Source organism: Flavobacterium sasangense DSM 21067 (genome assembly GCF_000686885.1).
Taxonomy (GTDB): Bacteria; Bacteroidota; Bacteroidia; order Flavobacteriales; family Flavobacteriaceae; genus Flavobacterium; species Flavobacterium sasangense.
Window position 1 is genome coordinate 168662 of sequence record NZ_JMLU01000001.1, and the last position, 22973, is coordinate 191634.

The window sequence follows — 22973 nt, forward strand, 5'->3', positions numbered from 1 at the left end:
TTGATAACCATTATAAAACAATCATAAACAGGCAAAATATGAGAAATAATAACTCCGAAAATCCAAAAGAATTATCATTAAAAGACAAAATTAGTTTTATTCAAAACTATCAAAGAACTTTTAAAAACTGGGAATCAAACTACCAAAATAGAGTAATTGAATTTATAAATCAATATGAAGACAATTCGGAAAATATTTTTATTGAAAACGAAATTGAAAATGCTGAAAATGTTTTATTACAACTGGGCCAGGCGTTAAAAGATAATTACATTGAAAAAGATAGTATTGATTTATTAGATACAAACCCAATGCGAGATCTTTATATTGATTTAAGAATTGAATCTACTATAAAAAGCAAAAGCACTTACAAAAAAATCAAAGCCTTTTTAGAACAAAGAAAAATTGAATTAAAACAACCTCAACAAATAGAAATCAAACCTCAAGAATCTAAAACAATTGAAGCGGAAAAGGTCGAAATCAAACCTCAAGAACATACTGATTATTTCAAAGATAATGCCTTTGAAATTTGGGAACGTCTTTTTGAAAATTTCAATATAGACAAAACCAAAAGAACTGATTTAAGATTTATGTATGAAATTATGAAGCATAACGGACAAATACATAAAACAGTTACTGTTAAAAGCATTACCGACTGGATAAATGAAACTTATGATTTTGGCATAGATAAACTACAATACACAAATATTAAAAGTAAGTCGAACGAAAACAGAATGAGTATTTACAACCTAATTAAATAAAGAGTACAAACCGTACCCAAAAAGGTACAAAACATAGTCTTTTAGGGTACAATCCCAAACCAATATTTGCACTGTATAACAAATAATACTTTGCAAAATGACAAAAGCAACCTTACTACAAAATTTGAGTCCAGAAGATTTAACGGACTTAATCGGAAACGTATTTGATGCAAAACTCAAAGACTTTCAAACACACCAAAACACCCAAACTGCAAAAGACGAACTATTAAGTCGGGAGCAAGTTTTGGAACTACTACAAATAAACTCTTCTACACTTTGGCACTGGCAAAATAAAGGTAAAATTACCGTTTACAAATTTGCTAATAAATGTTACTACAAGCGTAGCGAATTAATGGAATCTATAACACCATTAAAAAAGTAGTATCATGAGTTTACAGGCAAAAACAAAAAGATACGTTAAATCTGAAGCTATCAAAGTGCTTGAGAATTTAGAATTTGAATTACAAAAAGCTAAATATCCAAACTTTAGATACCCAGTTAAACCAAAGCGAACCGACGCTACTACAAACGGTTTAACTAAATGCGTAATATCATACATCAAATTAAACGGCTTTCATGCTGAACGTATCAACTCAACAGGAGCTATAAAAGACAATCGTAAAACCTCAACAGATATTTTAGGGAACATTAGAACTATTGGGAGCGTACAATGGATTAAAAGCAATACACAAACTGGCACTTCAGATATTAGTGCAACTATTCGAGGGCGTAGTGTAAAAATCGAAATCAAATGTTTTTATAGTGGTGATCGTTACCAAAGCGAATCACAGAAAGAGTATCAAAGGCAAATTGAAAAGTCGGGCGGAATCTACATAATTGTAAGGACTTTTGAAGACTTCTACAATTGGTTTAATGCTTTTATAAAACAATAACACTATGAATAACGAAAAGTACTTAAATTTTCCTATTCAGTTGCTAACTGGTTTTATTACCGACACCCGTAAAACACTGGATAATATAGTGAGTTATTCCGTTTATGAAAAGGCTTTAAAACTGGAACACGGTACGGAATTACAGAAAATGAAATATATCGCTAAAGAGTCTTATCAAATGAAATTGGGAAGTGATAAACATTCATTAGATAACGGCAAATTACTTTATAATAGCGTACCTAATAATTCCCCAAAAGTAGGAATGAATTTATCTATCTGGTGGGACTTTTACAAAAATGAGAAAACTGAATTTGATAAAGTGTGTTTATTAGGCTTTTTAGCAATCAAAAGCATACTAGGGAACAAATCGTATTGTAAGGTTACAAACTTGTATTTGTGGGCAAGAATGGACGGTAAAACAAACACAATAGAAGAGGTTAGCGAATTATCAAATGAAATCAGAAAATACGCCAACAGATACCAAACCGAAAACATTAAAAACGAATTGATATTGAACTGGCATCTTATTTATTACAGTCGCTATACGAGAGGTTTTTATGTTTCATTAAAAATGAGTTTAGAAGATCTAATTTTTGAAGCTGAAAAAAAGAGAAAAAGCATCAAAGACAAACAACAGAAACAACTTCAAAATGAAGCATTAAAGAAAGTATTAGAGAGATTGAAACCAGAACCACCATAACAGCACCATAACAACAACTATATAAAAGGATTTACACGATTATTTTTTTTAATCAACAATTAATTTACAAAACTACAACACCTATATAAAGATTATTTAATAAGATATTCTAAAAAGGTATTTTAAAAAGATAATGTAAAAGAGTGAAAATTTTATTTTTTTTTTGAAATTAAAAATTGATAAAAAAAGTTTGTTAATTCTTAGTAATCTAAAGAGAGAAAAAAGAAAAAAGTTTCGCTAAAAAAGAAAAGAACAAAAATTATAAATCATGAAACAACAAGAAGAGAAAACACCAGAAGAAGTTGAAAAAATAGCTCATGAAGTTATTTCAAATCAAACAGAATCCGAAAAGTTCAAAAAGAACTCAAAGGACAAACCGAGCGAAAAATCCGAAGAAGAAAAAACAGTTGAAGAAATTATTGCAAACTTATAAACAATCACACACCATGAAAAACAGAATTTTAATCAAAGAAGACCAAGAGAGATTTGTAGAAATCTCTAAAGATTTAAAGCAATTTATGCCAGTTCTAAAAGAACTAAAATCAAGTTTTGAAGCCTTAGAAATTGGAGAATTTACAAATGATACTTTTAAGCAAATTATTTTATTAGGAGCGTCAAAACAAATCGAATCCTATATTAAAGATCTAAATAATCAATTAGACAAACAGGGAATTACAAGCTCTATAATACGTCAAAACGCAATTAAAGACCATGAAAGCGTAATTGAAAGATTTAAAAAATCAGTTGATAATGCAAAGCGTTTTCAACCACAAATCTATTCATCAAACCGTCCGAAATTATCCTTAAAATTTATTTCATATGAAAATGGTTTTTGTATTAGTGAAGAAGACAAAGAAATGATTTTAGAATCATGTTGCAGGATCTACTTAGAAACAGAAGAAGAAATTAAGCTTTTTCAAGTTTCTCAAAATTTAGCCGAAGCATTTAATGAATATTTAGAAATCTTCAAACAAACAGGAATACAATCTATTAATAAGCATTACAGCGGGAGCCATGTACTAAAATATGATAACGAAAACAATGTAATGATCATAAATCCTGAGGGAGTAAAAGGTGTTTCTAACTATAAAAAAAGACGTGAAGAGTTAGGTATTTAAAAAATATTACTCTCAAATATCCAAAGGCATTAAACTAAAGTAGATTAAAAATAGTTTCAAAAGTTATGGCAAATACAACAGGAAAAAAATTCGGAGGGCGTCAAAAAGGAACACCCAACAAGGTTAACACCACCACAGCAGAAACAAAACAAATGCTTCAAAATGTAGTTACAAAACAAATTGAAAAGTTAGAAACTACATTAAGCAAGTTGGAGCCAGTAGAGAGAGTTAACGCATTATCAAAGTTGCTTCCGTACATTTTACCGAAGCAACAAGATATTGCAATTACAAACTATGAAGAGTTTTCTGAAGAAGAAAGGGAACGTAGAATAGAAGTATTAAAAAACAAATTATTAGAACCGTGAAAAAACATATAGAATTTACAGATGCTGAGGTTTACGAACTTGAAAATCTATTTATACAGAAGTTTGAACAACTGGAATTTAAATCTATTGACTTTGATAAAAAAGCAAATATTGTAATAATTAAAAATCCAGAGATTGAACAACTTGTAAATACTTTTTACAAAGGGCGTTATTCCAAAGATGAAAACGGAAATATAAAAATGAGTTTATTTATATTTAGATTATTACAGTACCGATTTTTCAGAAACAATAAAAGCTCATATAATACAAAAGAGGGAACTTATTAAAGTTCCCTCTTTGTTTTTAATAGTATCTTACAGGCAATGCAGAAACTAAAAACAAAGTTAATCTTTATATTTTTTAGTTTCATTTTAAACTCAAAATAATCTTAATATTTTGTTTAATAATCGGTTACCGTACAAAAATCGTACATTTTAAAGCATAAAAAAACCGCAAATAATTAATAATCAATTATTTACGGTTAATTAAAGTACTCAAGGCGGGACTTGAACCCGCACGGGCATTACTACCCACTGGATTTTAAGTCCAGCGTGTCTACCAATTCCACCACTCAAGCAAATATTTTTGGTATAGAGCGAAAAACGGGGTTCGAACCCGCGACCTCGACCTTGGCAAGGTCGCGCTCTACCAACTGAGCTATTTTCGCGTTTCGTATTGTAATCTTTTAAAGAACGTTGCTATACTTGTTCCGTATTGCGAGTGCAAATATAGCACATATTTTTATTCTTGCAAGTACTTTTTAAATAAAAATTGAAACTTTTTTATAACCTTTTGATAACGAATTATTTATTTTAAAAATATTTTACTTAAACATACATTACAAAAAAACCAGAAATAAACTTGTAGGAAATTTTAACACAAAAAACTTGTTTTTCATTTTTTTTTTTTTTTTATTTCGAATTCATAATCTTAAATTTTTTATAAATTATGAAAAAACTATTTTTTAGCTTAATTGCTACTGTTATGATTTCATCATTTGCTTTTGCAAATACAAATGAAATGAAAGTAAATGATTTTATTGAAAATCAAGAAATCATTTTAACAAACACTCAAGAATTAAATGAAGATGATTTTTGGTTTTGTTATGAAATTGATAGAGATAGTAGTATTGATTTAATGACAGGTGACACTATCATAACAGTTACTTACAGATGTAGATGGTATTCACTATAAAAAACTAAACAGGCTTTAAAAAGCCTGTTTTAAATTTAAAACAATGAAAACAAAACAAATATTTTTTTTCCTTCTTTTTACTTGTTCATTAATATGCTATTCACAAACAGTTAAAGGAATTTATACTATACAACCTTTAAAAGGCGTTGGAGACACGAGTGAATTATCTGAACGTGCAAAAAAACCATTATACTTTAGCTATACATATGCTAAAAATAAATCCTTACAAGAATTAATAGAAGGTGGCGGAACATTTATAGACACCATTTACAATGAATACAAAGAAGTACCGGGTGAAAAATTTGCTTCTAAATCTGTTACAAACAGACCCAAAAAAGGCTTCTATTACAAAGATTTTACATCTTCAAATTATAGAGTGTATTCTGAGAAAAATAACATTGAAATTTATGTATCAGATAATTTACCAACTTACGAATGGAAGTTAGAAAACGAAAGTAAAACTATCTCTGGTTATAATTGTAAAAAAGCAACAACAATTAAAAAGTCGCTAAGTAGAACAATTAACATTGTAGCATGGTATTGTGAAGATATAGCAATTAATGATGGTCCTCTTGATTTTTCTGGACTTCCAGGTTTTATAATCCAAATTGAAAATAACGATACTACAATAATAAAGTTTGAAAAAATAAAAATAATTTCAAACACAACAACTGAAATTGTTTTACCTGAAATTGCATCAAAACCAATAACTATAAAAGAATACGAAACAAATACTCTGAATGGAAAATAGTTCAAATTTGATTTTAAAATTTAGAATATTCATACTGTTATTCCCATTTATAAGTTTAGGTCAAACATTCAAAGGAAAAATTGAGGATACTAATGGTAATCCAATTAGTAATGCTTCTATTCAAATTAAAAGTTTTGATGATTCAAATACGCTACTTTTTACAACAAGCAACTCAAATGGAGAATTTGAATTGTCAAAAAAATTAAATCAAACTCAAATTTTATTAAAAATCTCATTTATTGGTTTTGAAACCATAAAAAAGCAAATTAAAATTAATGATGGCTTAAATGATTTTGGCACAATTACATTAATTGAAAATATTGAAGAATTAAAAGAGGTAATAGTAAAAGCTGAATCTTCGGGTATTTCTCAAAAAGGAGACACCACAACCTATAAGGTAGAGAAATTTTTAAATGGAACAGAGGAAAATCTAAAAGATGTAATAGAAAAAATACCTGGATTAAATGTAAATGATAAAGGAAAAATTACTGCAAATGGTAAAACAATTGATAAATTATTAATCGATGGTGAAGATTTATATAAAAACCAGCATCAAATCGCAACAGAAAATTTACCTTCTAATTTAATTAATTCCATTGAATTAATACAAAATTATATTGGCTATGAAAATTTAAACAAAGAAGAAAATTCTGGAAAAACGGCTCTTAACATAAAAATCAAAGAAGAATATAAAAACAAAGTTACTGGTTTTATTGAGGCTGGAAAAGGTTTTGACAGGCAGTATAAAATAAAAAATTCAATTTTCAACTTTAATAAAAAATTTCAATTTTCTGTAATAACAAACTTAAATAACATTGCTGAAAATCCTATTTCAATAGATGATTATTTGGATTTAACAGAAGAAAAAGAGGAAAGCAATGAAAGTAAAGTTGTTTTTTCAAATCTCAATGACATTCCTAATTTTTTAACTTCAAAAGACAGGGTTTCTTCTAAAAAAAATATTTTCAATTCAATCAACTTAATTTATAACATTAACAAGAAAACTAAATTCGATTTTTATTCTATAATAAATAACTCCAATCAAACTTTGAATTTATTTAGGGAACAAAAATATTATGATTTAGAAACTGATTTAACAATTATTGAAGATAAAAGAAATATAGAAAAAAACACATTTGGAACACTAAATGCAAAATTAGTTTATAAAAAAAACGAAAATACAATTCATACAATAAAATCCAATTTCTTATTTGATATAAACAAAAACACAAATAATATGCTGAATCTTACGAATTCTATCTCAAAAGAAATTAATCAGGGCAATCAATTAGAAAATCAAACTTTCAATTTATCCTATAATTTAAGCAAAAAAATTAAAAATAGTTATTTTAATTTTAAAACCTTCTACATAAACTCAAACAACAACAATGATTTGGAAATCAAATCTAATGATGTTTTTTTAACAACAAATTACTTAAATAGTGACAATAGCTTAGTTCAATACTCAAAAAAATCAACAAGTGAATTTAAAAACTTAGGATCATATCAGTTCACAAAAAATAAGTTTACGTTTCAATTTTTACAAACTCTTAATATTAATAATTCTAAACTAAATTCAGTATTAAATAATTCTGACAACATAAATAATTTAAAATTAAACAATTTTATAAGTTCGTCAAGTTTGAGTATCAAATATCAAATTAACTCTATTTTTGACATTTCATTTAAACCAAATTATTCTGTTAACAATATTAATTTTAATAACAATTCGCAATTTGTTTCTTATTTTGGATATAACGCAAGTTTAAAAGCGCGATTTAATTCTACAAATATTTTACAAATAAGCAATTCTTTATCAAATAACAATACTAATGTTGACAACTTATTAGTTTATGACATTGTAAAAGATTACCGAACAGTAACTAATAATTATAATGTAGCATCTACAAGTATTTTACCTTCACAACAATATAATTTAAATTATTTTAGTTTTGATATTAAAAATAAATTTTCTTTCATATTTAATGCCTCACACAGAAGAAACATAAAATCTATTGAAAATAACATAATCTCAACAGAAAACATTACTTTTCTTAGTAATAGCATAATTTCAGGAGAAAAATTTAATTCCATGTTAGTTTTCATTGAAAAGCAACCACGAAAATTACCATTCGCTTTTTCTATTAGTACATCTTATACAAATTTATCCAAAACAGTGCTTAATAATAATGACGAAGTAGAATTTAAAAATCACTTATTCTCTGGAATGTTTGAAATAAAATCAAGATATAAAGAATTTCCAGTTTATTTTAATGTAGGCATAAAAGCATCTAACGACACCTATTTATATAACGATTTCAAAAGTGAATTAAACTCATATCAAATATATTGTAAACTAAATGGTAAAGTATTTAGAAATGTCTATTGGAATTTAAATACTGATTATTTTAATTTCAAAAATCAATCTATACAAACTAATTATTTAAACATTAGCCCAATTTTAAGGTTTTCAAAAGAAAAAACAAACTTTGAATATTCATTAATTGGTAATAATATCTTAAACATAGATAATGTAAATGTTTTAGAAAATTACAGTAATTCAAACTATTCAGAACTTGTAAGAAAACCCGTTTTAAGTGGTTATGTACTTTTTCAGCTAAAATATAAGTTCTAAAATTACTTTTTTACCAACATTCGTTTTATTTCATTTAACTTCATTAAAGCCTCAACAGGCGTTAAAGTATTAATATCGATATTCATGATTTCTTCTTTAATATCCTCCAAAAGCGGATCGTCTAAATTGAAGAAACTCAATTGTAATTCATCATTTGCCGATTTAATTCCGGATAATTCTTCGCTGGAATGTCTTTTTTCTAATTGCTTCAATAATTTTTGTGCTTTTTGAATTACAATTTGAGGCATTCCTGCCATTTTTGCTACGTGAATACCAAAACTATGCGCACTTCCACCTTTCACTAATTTACGGATAAATAAAACCGTATCTTTTAATTCCTTTACTGAAACATTGAAATTCTGAATTCTATCAAACGTAACTTCCATTTCATTTAATTCGTGATAATGCGTAGCGAAAAGGGTTTTCGGTTTGTTTGGATGTTCGTGCAGATATTCTGAAATCGCCCAAGCAATCGAAATTCCGTCATAAGTTGAAGTTCCTCTTCCAATTTCATCTAACAAAACCAAACTTCTTTCCGAAATATTATTCAAAATCGAAGCGGTTTCATTCATTTCCACCATAAAAGTAGATTCACCCATCGAAATATTATCGCTCGCTCCTACTCGGGTGAAAATTTTATCCACCACACCCATTCTCACGCTTTCTGCTGGAACAAAACTTCCCATTTGCGCCATCAATACAATTAAAGCCGTTTGACGCAAAATAGCCGATTTACCCGACATATTCGGACCCGTAATCATAATGATTTGCTGGGTTTCTCTGTCTAAATACACATCATTCGAAATATACGGCACACCAACAGGCAATTGTTTCTCAATAACAGGATGACGACCTTCTTTGATTTCCAAATCGAAACTTTCATCTAAATCAGGACAAACGTATTTATTATCAATTGCTAATTGCGTGAAAGATGTCAAACAATCTATTTGTGCGATTAAATTCGCATTCAACTGAACGTGTTTGATATACGTTGCAATCCAATTCACTAATTGTTCAAACAACTGCGTTTCTAATTGATGGATTTTTTCTTCAGCACCTAAAATCTTTGATTCGTATTCCTTTAATTCCTCTGTAATGTAACGCTCAGCATTCACTAAGGTTTGCTTACGAATCCATTCCGCTGGAACTTTATCTTTATGTGTATTTCTTACTTCGATGTAATATCCAAAAACATTATTGAAAGACACTTTCAAAGAAGGAATTCCGGAAGCAGCGCTTTCTCTTTGTTCTAATTCCTCCAAATACCCTTTTCCAGTTGAAGAAATAGCTCTTAACTCATCTAATTCGGGATGAACTCCAACCGCAATTGCGTTTCCTTTATTCACACTTACAGGAGCGTCTTCTTGAATGGTGGTTTTGATTTTTTCTCTCAATAATTCACAAGCGTGTAAACTATCACCAATTACTCGCAACGCTTCATTATCGCTACCTAAAGCCAATGTTTTTATTGGAATAATTGCGTCTAACGAATCTTTCAAGAAATTAACTTCTCTTGGCGAAATTTTCCCTGTAGCTACTTTTGAAATCAAACGTTCCAAATCGGAAATTTGTTTGATTTGATATTGAATTTGTTGTAAAACTTCGGGATTGGTTTTCAAATACGAAATCACTTCATGACGACTTCTAATTTTTGAAATATCTTTCAACGGAAGTGCCAACCAACGTTTCAAAAGCCTTGCTCCCATTGGCGAAAGCGTTTTATCAATCACATCTAAAAGCGTTACTGCATTTGGATTATAACTATGATATAATTCTAAATTTCGAATGGTAAATTTATCCATCCAAACGTAAGCATCTTCTGCTATACGCTGGATATTGGTAATATGTTGAATTTTATTATGTTGCGTTTCGGACAAATAATACAAAATTGCACCCGATGCAATCAAACCTTCAGTTAATTCTTCTACACCAAAGCCTTTTAGTGAATTGGTTTGAAAATGTTTCGTCAAACTTTCTAAGGCATAATCTTCTTTATACACCCAATCTTCCAAAAAAAACGTATGAAAATCATCTCCAAAAACCGAATTAAACTGATTTTTAAATTGTTTCGGAATTAAAACTTCACTAGGACGAAAGTTTTGCAAAAGTTTATCAATGTATTCTTCATTGCCTTGCGAAACTAAGAATTCGCCTGTTGAAACATCTAAAAACGAAACTCCAACCGATTTTTTCCCAAAATGTACCGAAGCTAAAAAGTTGTTCGACTTCGATTGTAACACCTCATCATTCATCGAAACTCCAGGCGTAACCAATTCCGTAACTCCTCGTTTTACAATGGTTTTTGTCATTTTTGGATCTTCTAATTGATCGCAAATCGCCACTCGAAGTCCGGCTTTAACCAACTTAGGTAAATACGTATTTATGGAATGATGCGGAAATCCTGCCAAAGCCGTTTCCGTTTCAGAACCAGCGCCACGTTTGGTTAATGTGATACCTAAAATTTGTGACGCACGCACCGCATCTTCTCCAAAAGTTTCATAAAAATCGCCCACACGAAACAACAAACAAGCATCGGGATATTTGTTTTTTATCTCGTTGTATTGCTTCATTAAAGGTGTTTCCTTGGGTGCTTTATCGGGAGTTGCTGCAGATTTTTTAGCCACAATTTGTAATTTTAAGTATGCTTGCGAAGGTAAGAAAATCAAGTTCAATTTCAAGGGCAAGGACAAGAACAATTTTCAAGTTCAAATGCAAGTTCAAATTCAAATATAAAATTTTAACAACAAATTACAATTCAATTAATTCTTAAAAATTTACATTTGAAAAAACAAACACTGAAAAATGAAGTACATAATTACCCTATTTATGATTAATTTAAGTTGTTTTTCACAAACATATTTAGCAAATTATATTGAAAAACCAATCAATAATGAAAATACTTTCAAAGATTTACCTTTAGAAATTAAAATACACCAAGAAGAATTAAGAAACAAAATTCATAGTTATAGTTTAGTGTATAGTAATGGAATCTCTTTTTATGAAAACACAACTGATGAAACAATTAATTTTAGAACTTTTGACAATAAAAAATATACCTCTACTGATGATAAATATTTTTATTTCAATTTTAATAAAAATAGCATGTTTTTCAAAACAAGGTTCAAAAAGGACTATCTTTATATAGAGGACAAACCTATTGAATTTAATTGGGAGATCACTTCTGATACTTTAACTATAAATAATACACTTTGTAAAAAAGCAAAAACAAATTGGGGAGGTTTTACAACCTATGCTTGGTATACTGAAAGCATTCCTATAAATGCTGGTCCAGAAAAATTTAACGGTTTACCAGGGTTAATATTCAAAGTACAATTGCCTGCAAGAGAATTTACATTAATTGGAATTGAAAAAAAAGAAAATATTACTGAAATCAACAATCCAAAATCAAATCAAAACACTATTTCATTTGATGAACTTGTTAGACTATCAGATGAATTAATAAACACACTTAAAAAACAAAATACTTCTTCCAATCCAAATGTTATTATTATCAAAAAAGAACAGTAAAATATAAATATTTTTTGTTTTTTAATAAACCGATTATCTTTGTTCATTGAAATCAAACAAATGAGAAAATTAGCCAACGCAGAATTAGAACGCAAAAACATCAACGAGTTTAAAGAAGCTCAAAAAACACCCATTATTGTAATCTTAGACGACATTAGAAGTTTACATAATATTGGTTCGGTTTTTAGAACTTCGGATGCTTTTTTGATTGAAAAGATTTATTTGTGTGGTATTACGGCCGTTCCTCCTAATAAAGAAATTCACAAAACAGCTCTTGGTGCTACGGAAACTGTGACTTGGGAATATGCGAAAGACGTTTTAGAAGTGGTAAATCAATTGAAACAAGAAAATGTAAAAGTGTATTCTGTGGAGCAAACTGAAAATGCGATTATGCTGGATGATTTTCAACCTGAAACGAATACCAAATATGCTTTAATTTTTGGAAACGAAGTAAAAGGCGTTTCTCAAGAAGCGATTAATTTAAGCGATGGTGTAATTGAAATTCCGCAGTTGGGAAGTAAACATTCTTTGAACATTTCAGTGAGTGCTGGAATAGTGATTTGGGATTTGTTTCAGAAGCTTCGCTAGAAAAAAGAACAAAGAATAAAGAGTCATAATTTGTCATGCTGAACTCGTTTCAGCATCTCGTCTTTTAGAAGCTGAAATAAATTCAGCTTGACAAGACTAGATTTTAATACTTTTCAATCTTCGCATTAATCTCATTTAACAAAAACACATAATCTTCCTGTTTCTTCACAAAATCTAAATCCGAAACATCAATAATCAAAACATTTAAATCAGTTTGAGTTTTGATGTAATCTAAGTACCCTTGATTGATTTTCTCTAAATAATCAGCTGGAATTTCTTGCTCGTAACTTCTACCACGTTTTTTGATGTTTCCCAAAAGACGATCGGTGTTTTGATACAAATACACATACAAATCAGGTTTTGGCATTTCTTTATGAATGATGTCGAACATGGTTTTGTACAATCGAAACTCATCTTCTTGAAGCGTTACTTTGGCAAAAATTAATGATTTAAAAATATGATAATCTGCCACCACAAAATCTTTGAATAAATCAAATTGTGCTAAATCATCTGATAATTGTTGGTATCTATCGGCTAAAAATGACATTTCTAATGGAAACGCGTAACGACTTTGGTCTTTGTAAAACTTTGGCAAAAACGGATTGTCAGCAAAACGTTCTAAGACTAATTTCGCATTGCAATCTTCCGATAATTTGGTTGATAAAGTCGTTTTTCCTGCTCCAATATTTCCTTCAATCGCGATGTAATTGAATTGCTGTAATTGTAATTTTTCAATTGGAGAAATTAGAGAATGAATTGCTTTTATTTCGCTTGTATCTTCAGTCTGTGATAATAATTGAGCAACCGACTTTTTTAACGTTGGATGTTCCCAATTCAACCCTAAATCCATCATGGGTTGCAAGACAAATTTGCGATTCTGCATTAATGGATGTGGAATTTGCAAGGTTTCGGTCGAGATAATCTCTTCATCAAAAGCGATTATATCTACATCAATTATCCTAGCCTGATAACCCGAATCTTTAGAACGAATTCTTCCTAACTTCTTCTCTACTTTTAAAACCTGATTCAAAATTTTTTGAGCCGATTTTGACGTATGAATTAGAATCGCAGCGTTATAAAAAGGTTCGCTTTCAAAACCCCAAGCAGGTGTTTCATAAATTTTGGAAACCTTTACAACTGTTGCTACTTCGTTATGAATCAAATCAATACAAGACTGAATCGTTTCTAATCGATTGCCTTGATTACTTCCTAACGATAAAATGACTTGGTGCTGACTCATATTGGCAAAATAACAAACTATTTTAGACTTCTAATTTACCTTTTTCATTTTTTTATGAACATGTAACAATTTTATGCTTTTTACTACTTATACAGTAAATTAAAATGAAATTGAAATGAGATTTTTAGGAAATGTATTAGCAACCATAGTAGGCCTTTTCGTCTTTAGTATTATTGCTTTTTTTGGTATAATTATAATTGGAGTTATTGCAGGAAGCAGTGACGAAACCGTTACTGTAAAAAACAATTCCGTTATTGAATTAGACTTATCAAAAGTATCTTTGGATTATGCTGGAAAAACCAATTATAAAGACTTCAATTACTTTGAAGCGCATCATGATGGTGTTACCGATATTTTAAATGCAATTGAAGCGGCTAAAACCGATGACAAAATTAAAGGAATTTCTATTCTTAACAACCAATCACAACTAGGTTTAGCCCAAAGCAAAGCAGTGCGAGATAAATTGGAAGATTTCAAAAAATCTGGAAAATTTGTTTATGCTTACGCTAATTTTTACACACAAGGCGAATATTATTTAAATTCTGTTGCAGATCAAGTATATTTAAACCCAATGGGAGAAGTTGATTTCAAAGGATTATCTTCTGAAATTATTTACATGAAAGAGTTACAAGAAAAATCGGGTGTTAAGTTTGAAGTAATTCGTCATGGAAAATACAAAAGTGCTGTTGAACCTTTCTTAGCTCAGGAAATGAGTTCCGAAAATCGCGAACAAATGACGGTTTTATTAAACTCGGTTTGGAGTACTATTGTAGAAGATATTGCTAAAAGCAGAAAATTATCAATTGCCCAATTAAATGCCATTGCAAATACGTTAGGCGCAAGAACTCCAGACTTGGCATTAGCAAATAAATTAGTGGATAAAGTAGCCTATGAAGACGAATATCATGATATGATTAGAGCAAAATTAAAGCTTGACAAAAAAGAAAAATATGATATCGTAAGTATCACAGATTATGCAAAAACTGCCGCTTCAACAGTTGAAGATTACTCTAAAAAAGATATAATTGCCGTAATTTATGCTCAAGGTGAAATTGCAGGTGGCGAAGGAGATGTAAACGTAATTGGTGAAGGTTCTATCAAACGTTCTTTACAAGAAGCACGTGAAAATGATGATGTAAAAGCTATTGTATTACGCGTAAATAGCCCAGGTGGAAGTGCTTTGACTTCAGAGTTAATTTGGAGAGAAATTGAAATAACTAAAAAAACAAAGCCTGTTGTAGTTTCTATGGGGAATTATGCCGCTTCTGGAGGATATTACATTGCAGCTAATGCCGATCGAATTTTCGCAGAACCAAACACGATTACAGGTTCTATTGGAGTTTTCGGAATGTTACCCAACATGAACCAATTAGGTAAAAACATCGGAATTAACGCCGAACAAGTAAAAACGCATGAAAACGCTAGTGGTTACAGTATTTTTGAACCTATTGACGAAAACTTCAAAGGGTATATTTTAGAAAGCATCGAAAAAACATACGCTACTTTTTTACAACGTGTAGCTGATGGAAGAAAAATGACCACTGAACAAGTTGATGCCATTGCACAAGGAAGAGTTTGGACAGGAGTAGATGCACAAAAACTTGGACTCGTTGACGAAATTGGTGGTTTAGATACAGCCATTAAATATGCAGCAAAACTTGGAAAAACAAATTCGTATAGAACCGAAAACTTCCCAGAATACGAAAAAAGCTTTGAAGATTTACTTGCCAATTTCACCGGAATGGCGATGTTTAAAACTAAAGAGCAATTGTTAAAAGAACAATTAGGTGTAGAAGGCTTTCAAATGCTAGAACAAATCAAACGAGTAAAAAGCAGAAAAGGTATCCAAGCCATGATGCCTTATGAAATTGAGATTCATTAATCTTTACTATAAACACTAAAATCCCAAAGACAAAATGTTTTTTTGGGATTTTTTTTACATATTCACTTAAAATTAATACTTAAATTTACAATTGGTATTACTTTTGTATCATTGAATTTTAATCATCCCTAATTACACTATCATGTTAAAGAAAGTTTTAAAAGGTTTAGGAATATTTCTTTTGGTAACCATTATAGCATTAGCAGCCGCTCCATTTTTGTTTAAAGACAAAATCAAGGAAATGATAGCTAAAACATTAAACGAAAATGTAAATGCTAACATTGCATTCGAAGATGTAGACTTAAGTTTATTAAAGAGTTTTCCAAAAGCTCATGTTACCATTGATAAGCTGAGCATCATAAACAAAGCCCCTTTTGCTGGCGATACGCTTTTGTATGCTGGAGAAACTAATGTAACTATGAGTGTAAAAGAACTTTTTAAAGGAGATGGTGAAACCATGAGCTTAGAAAGTTTTAGCGCCGTTGACGGAATTGTGAACATCATTTTTAACAAAGAAGGTCTTGGTAATTTTGATATCGCACTAAAAGAAGCAGAAGAAAAAAAACCTTCTGAAAGCAAACCTTTTTCTTTAGACATACAAAAATATGGTGTTGAGAATCTTAAATTCAGTTATATTGATGAAGGTTCGAACATGAAAATGGTTTTAGACAGCATTTACCATGAAGGAAAAGGAAATTTTGCTGCTCAAAAATTAGATTTGGAAACTAAAACCAAAGCTAAACTTTCTTTTGAAATGGAGAAAATGAACTACATGAACAATGTAGGAATCACTTTAGATGCTGTTTTAGGAATTGATTTAGAAAAAAGCAAATACGAATTCAAAAACAACAAAGCTTTAATTAACCAATTACCATTAGAATTTAATGGTTTTATTCAAATGGTGGAAGCAGGTCAAACCTATAACTTAACATTCAAAACACCAACTTCTGATTTCAAAAACTTCTTGGGATTAATTCCAGCAGCTTATTCAGGCGATATCAACAAAGTAAAAACAACCGGACAATTTTCAGTAGATGGAAAAGTAAAAGGAAATTTAACCGAAACTACAATTCCAGCTTTTGATGTGAAAATTGCTTCGAATAATGCCTCGTTCCAATATCCAGATTTACCAAAATCGGTAAAAAAGATTGTAATTGATACTCATATTATTAACGAAACCGGTTTAATGAATGACACTTATGTGAATTTACACCAATTGTCATTTGCTATTGATCAAGACGTTTTTAATGCGAAGGCAATTGTGAAAAATATTGCCACAAATGCTTTAGTGGATGCCGAATTAAAAGGAACCATCAATTTAGCAAATGTTACCAAAGCATATCCAGTAAAATTAGACAAACCGCTAACTGGAATTCTAAAAGCCGATGTAAAAACAAAATTCGACATGCAATCAGTTGAGAAAAGTCAGTATCAAAACATACAAAATTCGGGAACTGTGAGTTTAACAGGATTCAATTACGAAGGTCCAGAAATGGCAAAACCATTCAAGATTAATCAAGCTAATGTAGCGTTCAATCCAAACCACATCAACTTAAGTAAGTTTGACGCTAAAACAGGTTCGTCTGATATTCAAGTAAATGGAACATTGGATAATTTCTACGGATTCCTATTCAAAAATCAAATCTTGAAAGGGAAATTCAATATGAATTCGACCAAATTAGTAGTCTCTGATTTCATGGCACCTACTACAACTGTTTCAGAAGAAGGTAAAAAAACTACTGAAGCGGTTAAAATTCCTTCTTTTTTAGATTGCAGTATTACAGCAAAAGCTGGAACTGTAGTTTATGACAATTTAAATTTGAAAGATGTTTCAGGAACTATGCTTATCAAAGATGAAGCGGTAACCCTAAACAATTTAAAAATGGGTGTTTTTGGTGGAAATATTGGTTTAACCGGAACGGTTTCAACTAAAGGGAAAACACCTACTTTCAATATGAATTTAGGTTTAGATAAAGTCAATATTGCAGAATCGTTTACCCAATTAGACATGTTAAAATCGATTGCTCCAATTGCTGGTGTAATTAATGGAAAACTAAATTCGACCATCAAACTTTCTGGAGATTTACAAAACGATATGACGCCTAACTTAAAAACCATTTCTGGTGATTTATTTGGGCAATTATTATCAACTACTATCAATGAAAAGAACTCTGCAATGCTAACTTCTTTAAGTTCTAACTTAAAATTCATCGACATGAGTAAAGTAAACTTAAACGATGTAAAAGCGGCTTTATCTTTTAAAGATGGAAAAGTTAATGTAAAACCTTTTGACATTAAATACCAAGACATTACAGTGAATGTTGGTGGAAGTCATGGTTTTGATCAAACGATGAATTACAATTTGAAATTTGATGTTCCGGTGAAATATTTAGGTAAAGACGTAACTAATTTAATTGCGAAATTAACACCTGCCGACCAAAAACAAATAACCAGCATTCCAGTAAATGGATTGATGACAGGTAACTTTTCGCAACCAAAGTTTAATTCCGATTTAAAACAATCGACCACAAATTTGACTACGCAATTGGTTAAAATGCAGAAAGAGAAATATGTGAATCAAGGCACGAATGCATTAAACAATATGTTGAATGGAACCAAAGGCAATACTTCTGGAACCACTACAACTGCAACAGATACTTCAAAAACCAAAACCACACCTAAAGAAGAAATTAAAAACACGGTAAAAGACAAAGCAACCGGAGCTTTAAAGGATTTATTTGGCAAGAAGAAAAAAGAATAATTAAAAAAAGAAACCCTTTCAAAATTGAAAGGGTTTCTTTTTTTATAAACTCATCTTCACCACATAACCTTCATACGTTCTTACGTTAAAAACGGTTCCGTCTTCAAAAAGTAAGTATTGGCCTTTAATTCCAGTTAAGGTTCCTGAGAAATTGGGAGTTTTATCTAAATTTAAACTCGTTACTTTTTTAGGATATTGCAACACTGGAAAATCGAGCTGAATGATTTTTTCTTCTTTTGGAAAATAATCTTTTACTTCGGTTGGTAACCAATCGAAAACTTTATTGCGTTCTGCAATCAAATCCATTTGTAAATATTCGTTTTTTAGCATTTTTTGCCAATTGGTTTTATCAGCAAAATGGTTTTTCAATGCTACTTCGGTAATTCCCGCTAAATATCTGTTTGGAACTTCTACAATTGGAATGGCTTGCACGGCGCCTTGGTCAATCCATCTTGTAGGAACTTGAGTTTTTCTGGTTACACCAACTTTTACTTCACTTGATAACGCTAAATACACTACATGAGGTTGTAATTGTACACGCTTTTCGTATTCTAAATCGCGGTCTTCAATATCTAAATGAGCGGTGCTTAATTCGGGCTTCATAATCCAATCCCCTACTGCTGGGCTGCTCATAAAACAATCGTAACAAAATCCTTGACGAAAAATTTTCTTAGCTTTTCCGCAATTCAAACATTGGTAGCCTTGAAACTCTATTTCCATTGGTTTTCCTAATAATTGGTTCAGGTTTAAAAAACTATTTTCAAAAACCAAATAGTATTGAATTGGGTTTCCAAATTCGGTTTGCATTTTACTTAGCGTGCCTTGATAATTCATTTGTGTTAAGATTTACTTTTTCGTTTGATTATTTAAAAAAAATGCTATTTTTGGTAAAGTTATTATTCCGTTTTAATAATTCAAAATTAGAAATAGGTAAATGCCATTACAAATTATAAATTCTGTTGCCACTTGGATTTTGAAGAAACGAATTCATCAAATGGAATTGTTTTTAAAATATCCGCATGAAGTACAAGAAGAATTGATTTTCAACCTTATAAAATCAGCTGAAAACACGCAAATTGGTAGAAAATATGACTTTTCTTCTATGAAGAATTACACCACTTTTAGTGAGCGAATTCCTGTTTCTACCTATGAAGAGTTAGAACCTTTAATTGAACGAACAAGACAAGGCGAACAAAATGTTTTTTGGAATTCTAACATCAAATGGTTTGCAAAATCAAGCGGAACGACTAATGCTAAGAGCAAATTTATTCCGGTGAGTTCGGAAGCCTTAGAAAATTGTCATTACAAAGCGAGTAAAGACTTATTGTGTTTGTATTTAAACAACAACGAAGACTCGCAAATGTTTACAGGAAAGAGTTTACGTTTAGGCGGAAGCAAGCAATTATACGAAGACAACAACACGTTCTTTGGTGATTTATCTGCCATTTTAATTGACAATATGCCGATTTGGGCCGAATTTAGTTCCACTCCAAGCAGCAAAATTTCCTTAATGGGCGATTGGGAAACAAAACTTCCAGCCATTATTAACGAAACTATTAATGAAAATGTAACGAGTTTAGCTGGAGTTCCAAGTTGGATGATGGTTTTATTGCAAAAAACATTAGAAACTACTGGAAAATCAAACCTATTAGAGCTTTGGCCAAATGCAGAAGTGTATTTTCATGGTGGTGTAAATTTTGATCCTTATAGAGAGCAATACAAAAAATTATTTCCAAAAGATGATTTCAAATACTACGAAATTTACAATGCTTCGGAAGGCTTTTTTGCGATTCAAGATCAAAATGATTCGAGCGAATTATTGTTGATGCTGGATTATGGCATTTTCTACGAATTCATTCCAATGGATACATTTGGAACACTAAACCAACGTGTAATTCGATTAAATCAAGTAGAATTGAATAAAAATTATGCTTTGGTAATTACTACTAACTCGGGTTTATGGCGTTATTTAATTGGAGATACCATTCGATTTACCTCATTAAATCCATACCGAATAAAAGTAACCGGCAGAACGAAGCATCACATCAACGTTTTTGGAGAAGAATTGATGGTTGAAAATACCGATACTGCATTGACCAAAACTTGTAAAGAATTCAATTGTGAAATTATGGATTATACGGTTGCTCCCATTTTTATGAGTGATAAACAAAAAGGGGCACATGAATGGATTATTGAATTTAAAACCAAACCAGACAATATAGAGAATTTTAGAAAGGTTTTAGATGAAAATCTTCAAAGTATCAATTCGGATTACGAAGCCAAACGTTACAACAACATGACCTTAAATCCGTTAGTATTAAATGTGGCTCGTGAAAATCTTTTTTATGATTGGTTAAAACAACAAGATAAACTAGGTGGTCAACACAAAGTACCAAGACTTTCTAATGAGCGAAATTATCTGGAAAGCCTATTAACACTACAATAAAACAGTATGAAAAGAAGATAATATATACCCTTATGACATTGGTCCTAATAACAGTATCATGCGGACCAAGACGTTATAAATGTGGCCCTTACAGAAAGTGCGAAAACACAATAGAAAAAACTAAAAAAAGTTATTTTAATAACGAATTCTATAAAAACCAATATTGTTAATTTGGTTTTATTGCGAAATCTTCAAGAAAATCGATTTACTCAAAATGCAGTAAATCGATTTTTTTTGCATTATATCGGTTTTTTGACTGATAGTCAATAAATAAATGGTTAGAAAATTTTTTTTATTAAAAATAGCTCTAATTTTGCGCCCGATTTAACCCCTAGATTAACTAACTATTATTTAAGTATTTAAATTATGAAACTAAACAAAATCCTTACGTTATTTTTACTTTTAGGAAGCTTAGTATCTTTTGGACAAGAGCCAAAACGTTCAGAAGGAGCAGAAGCAATTGTAAATGCAATCAATAAAAACACAAAAGGAATTAGCTTCATTACTAGTGATACGGGAATCAATACAGAATTAAATGAAATTGGTACCACTTTCTTTAAGAACAAATACATCATCTTATCTAATAAAAAAAGAAGACATGCTGATGTAACTGTTAATCCAATTACAAATACTCCAAACAATAACTTATACTGTGTAGATGTAAAAGAAGACGGAAACTTATCTTTTCCATTACTTTTCTCTCAAGCGTTGGATTCTGAAAACGATGAAGGTTCAATCGGATTTTCTTCTGACCAAAGAACTATTTTCTTTACTCAAGAAAACCCTAATAATAAACAATTATTTACCCTACACAAAGCAACTCTTAATGAGAAAGATGCTAAAAAATGGACAAACATTACTAATTTAAATGTAGTTCCTGAGCAATATTCAGCTGAAACTCCAAGCGTTTCTCCTGACGGAAAGAAAATCTATATTGCTTCAAACATTCCTGGTGGATTTGGTGGATTTGATATTTATGAAGCTACCATTGCAGAAGATGGAACTATAGGAAAATTAGTTAACTTAGGTCCAAACGTAAATACTGCAGACGATGAGAAATATCCTTATATGTCTTCTGACAGCAAATATTTATATTTTTCTTCGAAAGGACATTTAAATTTAGGTGGTTATGATGTATTTAGATCGGCTTATGTTGACAATTCATTCTTAACAGCTATGAATTTAGGTACTGATTTAAATTCAAGAAGAGACGATGTTGCTTTTGTGATGACTTCTCCTTCTAAAGGATATATTTCAACAGATAAAAAACAATCGGGTAATTTTGATATTTTAAAATTCGAAATTAAAAAGCAAGAAAATTTACACTTTAGCTATACTGTAGTTGAAGAAGTTACTAAAACAGCTTTACCAAACGCAACAGTTGTTGTAACTGACGAATTTGGAACTAAATTAGCAGAAACTCAATCTGATAATAATGGTAAAATTAAATTAGTTCTAGAGCCATTAACAACTTACAATGTTGTAGTTAATAAAGATGGTTACGAAACTAAAAAATTAAATATTGCAACAGGTGATACCGATAAAAACATTGCTTTAACTCAGAAAAAAGCAGTAGTTACTGAAGATGCAATTGTAATTGAAAATATTTATTTTGATTTCAATAAATCAACAATTAAAAAAGAATCTGAATTATCGTTGAACAAAATTGTTGAAGTTCTTAAGAACAATACAAACATGAGTATTACAATTAATGCACACACCGATAGCAAAGGTTCTGAAACTTACAACCAAACACTTTCTGAAAGTAGAGCAAAATCTGCATATCAATATTTACTTAAAAAAGGTATTCCAGCAACGCAATTAACTTACAAAGGTTTTGGTGAAAGCGAATTGTTAGAAAAATGCGAAAAATGTTCAGCTAAACAAGACCAAACAAATAGAAGGGTTGAATTCAAAATCGTAAAATAAAAGCACACTCTCAATTAATCACAACTATAAAAAAATGAAAAAAATCTCTCTAGTATTAGCCTTATCAACAATTGTATTATTAACATCATGCTCTAGCGGCTGGAGTTGTAAATCAAGCTATGTAAATGCTAAACAAACCAAAACAATCGAGCAAAAGAAAAATGCTTAATCATAAAAAAAGGTCG

The 22973-nt window shown here is 30.3% G+C and carries 20 protein-coding genes and 2 tRNA genes; 17 read left to right on the top strand and 5 right to left on the bottom strand.

The features are described 5' to 3' along the window. Nucleotides 1-38: 38 nt before the first annotated feature. The 8 genes from BP92_RS0100820 to BP92_RS0100855 all read left to right on the top strand — a co-directional run bounded on the left by BP92_RS0100820 (nt 39) and on the right by BP92_RS0100855 (nt 4121). Nucleotides 39-758 (top strand): hypothetical protein, encoded by a 720-nt coding sequence (locus tag BP92_RS0100820; protein ID WP_026724297.1) that lies wholly within the window; start codon nt 39-41, stop codon nt 756-758. Between the two features lie 97 nt (nt 759-855). Next, nucleotides 856-1140, top strand: a complete 285-nt coding sequence (locus BP92_RS0100825; RefSeq protein WP_035692577.1) for a helix-turn-helix domain-containing protein — start codon at nt 856-858, stop codon at nt 1138-1140. A gap of 4 nt (nt 1141-1144) precedes the next feature. Further along, nucleotides 1145-1651 (top strand): hypothetical protein, encoded by a 507-nt coding sequence (locus BP92_RS16600; RefSeq protein WP_051604337.1) that lies wholly within the window; start codon nt 1145-1147, stop codon nt 1649-1651. Nucleotides 1652-1655: 4 nt separating this feature from the next. Next, complete coding sequence (locus BP92_RS0100835) at nt 1656-2351, top strand: hypothetical protein (protein WP_026724299.1); 696 nt, start codon at nt 1656-1658, stop codon at nt 2349-2351. Nucleotides 2352-2619: 268 nt separating this feature from the next. Beyond that, complete coding sequence (locus BP92_RS17085) at nt 2620-2784, top strand: hypothetical protein (protein ID WP_160169105.1); 165 nt, start codon at nt 2620-2622, stop codon at nt 2782-2784. Between the two features lie 13 nt (nt 2785-2797). Further along, a complete protein-coding gene (locus tag BP92_RS0100845) occupies nt 2798-3469 on the top strand; it encodes a hypothetical protein (protein ID WP_026724300.1) in 672 nt (223 codons plus the stop codon). Between the two features lie 65 nt (nt 3470-3534). Continuing rightward, on the top strand, nt 3535-3834 hold the full coding sequence (locus tag BP92_RS15585) for a hypothetical protein (protein WP_051604338.1): 300 nt from the start codon (nt 3535-3537) through the stop codon (nt 3832-3834). Next, complete coding sequence (locus tag BP92_RS0100855; RefSeq protein WP_026724301.1) at nt 3831-4121, top strand: hypothetical protein; 291 nt, start codon at nt 3831-3833, stop codon at nt 4119-4121. The genes BP92_RS15585 and BP92_RS0100855 overlap by 4 nt, the downstream gene beginning before the upstream one ends. A gap of 204 nt (nt 4122-4325) precedes the next feature. On the opposite strand, the gene BP92_RS0100860 is transcribed toward BP92_RS0100855, so the two are convergent. Then, a tRNA-Leu gene (locus BP92_RS0100860) sits at nt 4326-4411 on the bottom strand. 17 nt (nt 4412-4428) lie between these two features. Further along, nucleotides 4429-4501, bottom strand: a tRNA-Gly gene (locus BP92_RS0100865). A gap of 281 nt (nt 4502-4782) precedes the next feature. On the opposite strand from BP92_RS0100865, the gene BP92_RS0100870 reads away from it, so the two are divergent. From BP92_RS0100870 to BP92_RS0100880, 3 genes are read left to right on the top strand one after another with little or no spacing between them, the layout of a single operon-like run. Further along, nucleotides 4783-5028, top strand: a complete 246-nt coding sequence (locus BP92_RS0100870) for a hypothetical protein (protein WP_026724302.1) — start codon at nt 4783-4785, stop codon at nt 5026-5028. A 43-nt stretch (nt 5029-5071) separates the two neighbouring features. Beyond that, entirely contained in the window at nt 5072-5779 is a 708-nt protein-coding gene (locus BP92_RS16605; protein ID WP_026724303.1) for a GLPGLI family protein, read from the top strand. After that, nucleotides 5769-8414, top strand: coding sequence for a carboxypeptidase-like regulatory domain-containing protein (locus BP92_RS0100880; RefSeq protein ID WP_026724304.1), 2646 nt, complete (start codon nt 5769-5771; stop codon nt 8412-8414). Before BP92_RS16605 ends, BP92_RS0100880 begins: the two co-directional genes overlap by 11 nt. 2 nt (nt 8415-8416) lie before the next feature. Here BP92_RS0100880 and mutS read toward each other — a convergent pair whose 3' ends face one another. Next, nucleotides 8417-10984 carry a DNA mismatch repair protein MutS gene (gene mutS, locus BP92_RS0100885; protein ID WP_051604351.1) on the bottom strand — a complete coding sequence of 856 codons (2568 nt, stop codon included), beginning with the start codon at nt 10982-10984 and terminating at the stop codon, nt 8417-8419. 232 nt (nt 10985-11216) lie between these two features. Here mutS and BP92_RS16610 point away from each other — a divergent pair, with 232 nt between their 5' ends. Then, complete coding sequence (locus BP92_RS16610) at nt 11217-11942, top strand: GLPGLI family protein (RefSeq protein ID WP_026724306.1); 726 nt, start codon at nt 11217-11219, stop codon at nt 11940-11942. Between the two features lie 60 nt (nt 11943-12002). Then, the gene (locus BP92_RS0100895; RefSeq protein ID WP_026724307.1) at nt 12003-12530 is read left to right on the top strand and encodes an RNA methyltransferase; all 528 of its coding nucleotides are present in this window, start codon (nt 12003-12005) and stop codon (nt 12528-12530) included. A 103-nt stretch (nt 12531-12633) separates the two neighbouring features. Here the strand turns inward: BP92_RS0100895 and folK are convergent, their stop codons facing one another. Then, nucleotides 12634-13770 carry a 2-amino-4-hydroxy-6-hydroxymethyldihydropteridine diphosphokinase gene (gene folK, locus BP92_RS0100900; RefSeq protein ID WP_026724308.1) on the bottom strand — a complete coding sequence of 379 codons (1137 nt, stop codon included), beginning with the start codon at nt 13768-13770 and terminating at the stop codon, nt 12634-12636. A gap of 115 nt (nt 13771-13885) precedes the next feature. On the opposite strand from folK, the gene sppA reads away from it, so the two are divergent. Continuing rightward, nucleotides 13886-15652, top strand: a complete 1767-nt coding sequence (sppA, locus tag BP92_RS0100905) for a signal peptide peptidase SppA (protein WP_026724309.1) — start codon at nt 13886-13888, stop codon at nt 15650-15652. 142 nt (nt 15653-15794) lie between these two features. Then, complete coding sequence (locus BP92_RS0100910; RefSeq protein ID WP_026724310.1) at nt 15795-18413, top strand: AsmA-like C-terminal region-containing protein; 2619 nt, start codon at nt 15795-15797, stop codon at nt 18411-18413. Between the two features lie 42 nt (nt 18414-18455). Here BP92_RS0100910 and BP92_RS0100915 read toward each other — a convergent pair whose 3' ends face one another. After that, the gene (locus tag BP92_RS0100915) at nt 18456-19247 is read right to left on the bottom strand and encodes a DUF2797 domain-containing protein (protein WP_026724311.1); all 792 of its coding nucleotides are present in this window, start codon (nt 19245-19247) and stop codon (nt 18456-18458) included. A 100-nt stretch (nt 19248-19347) separates the two neighbouring features. Between BP92_RS0100915 and BP92_RS0100920 the strand changes: the two genes are divergently transcribed. Both BP92_RS0100920 and BP92_RS0100925 read left to right on the top strand, forming a co-directional pair. Further along, nucleotides 19348-20859, top strand: a complete 1512-nt coding sequence (locus BP92_RS0100920; protein ID WP_026724312.1) for a GH3 auxin-responsive promoter family protein — start codon at nt 19348-19350, stop codon at nt 20857-20859. Nucleotides 20860-21225: 366 nt separating this feature from the next. After that, nucleotides 21226-22788 carry an OmpA family protein gene (locus BP92_RS0100925; RefSeq protein ID WP_026724313.1) on the top strand — a complete coding sequence of 521 codons (1563 nt, stop codon included), beginning with the start codon at nt 21226-21228 and terminating at the stop codon, nt 22786-22788. Nucleotides 22789-22973: the final 185 nt, after the last annotated feature.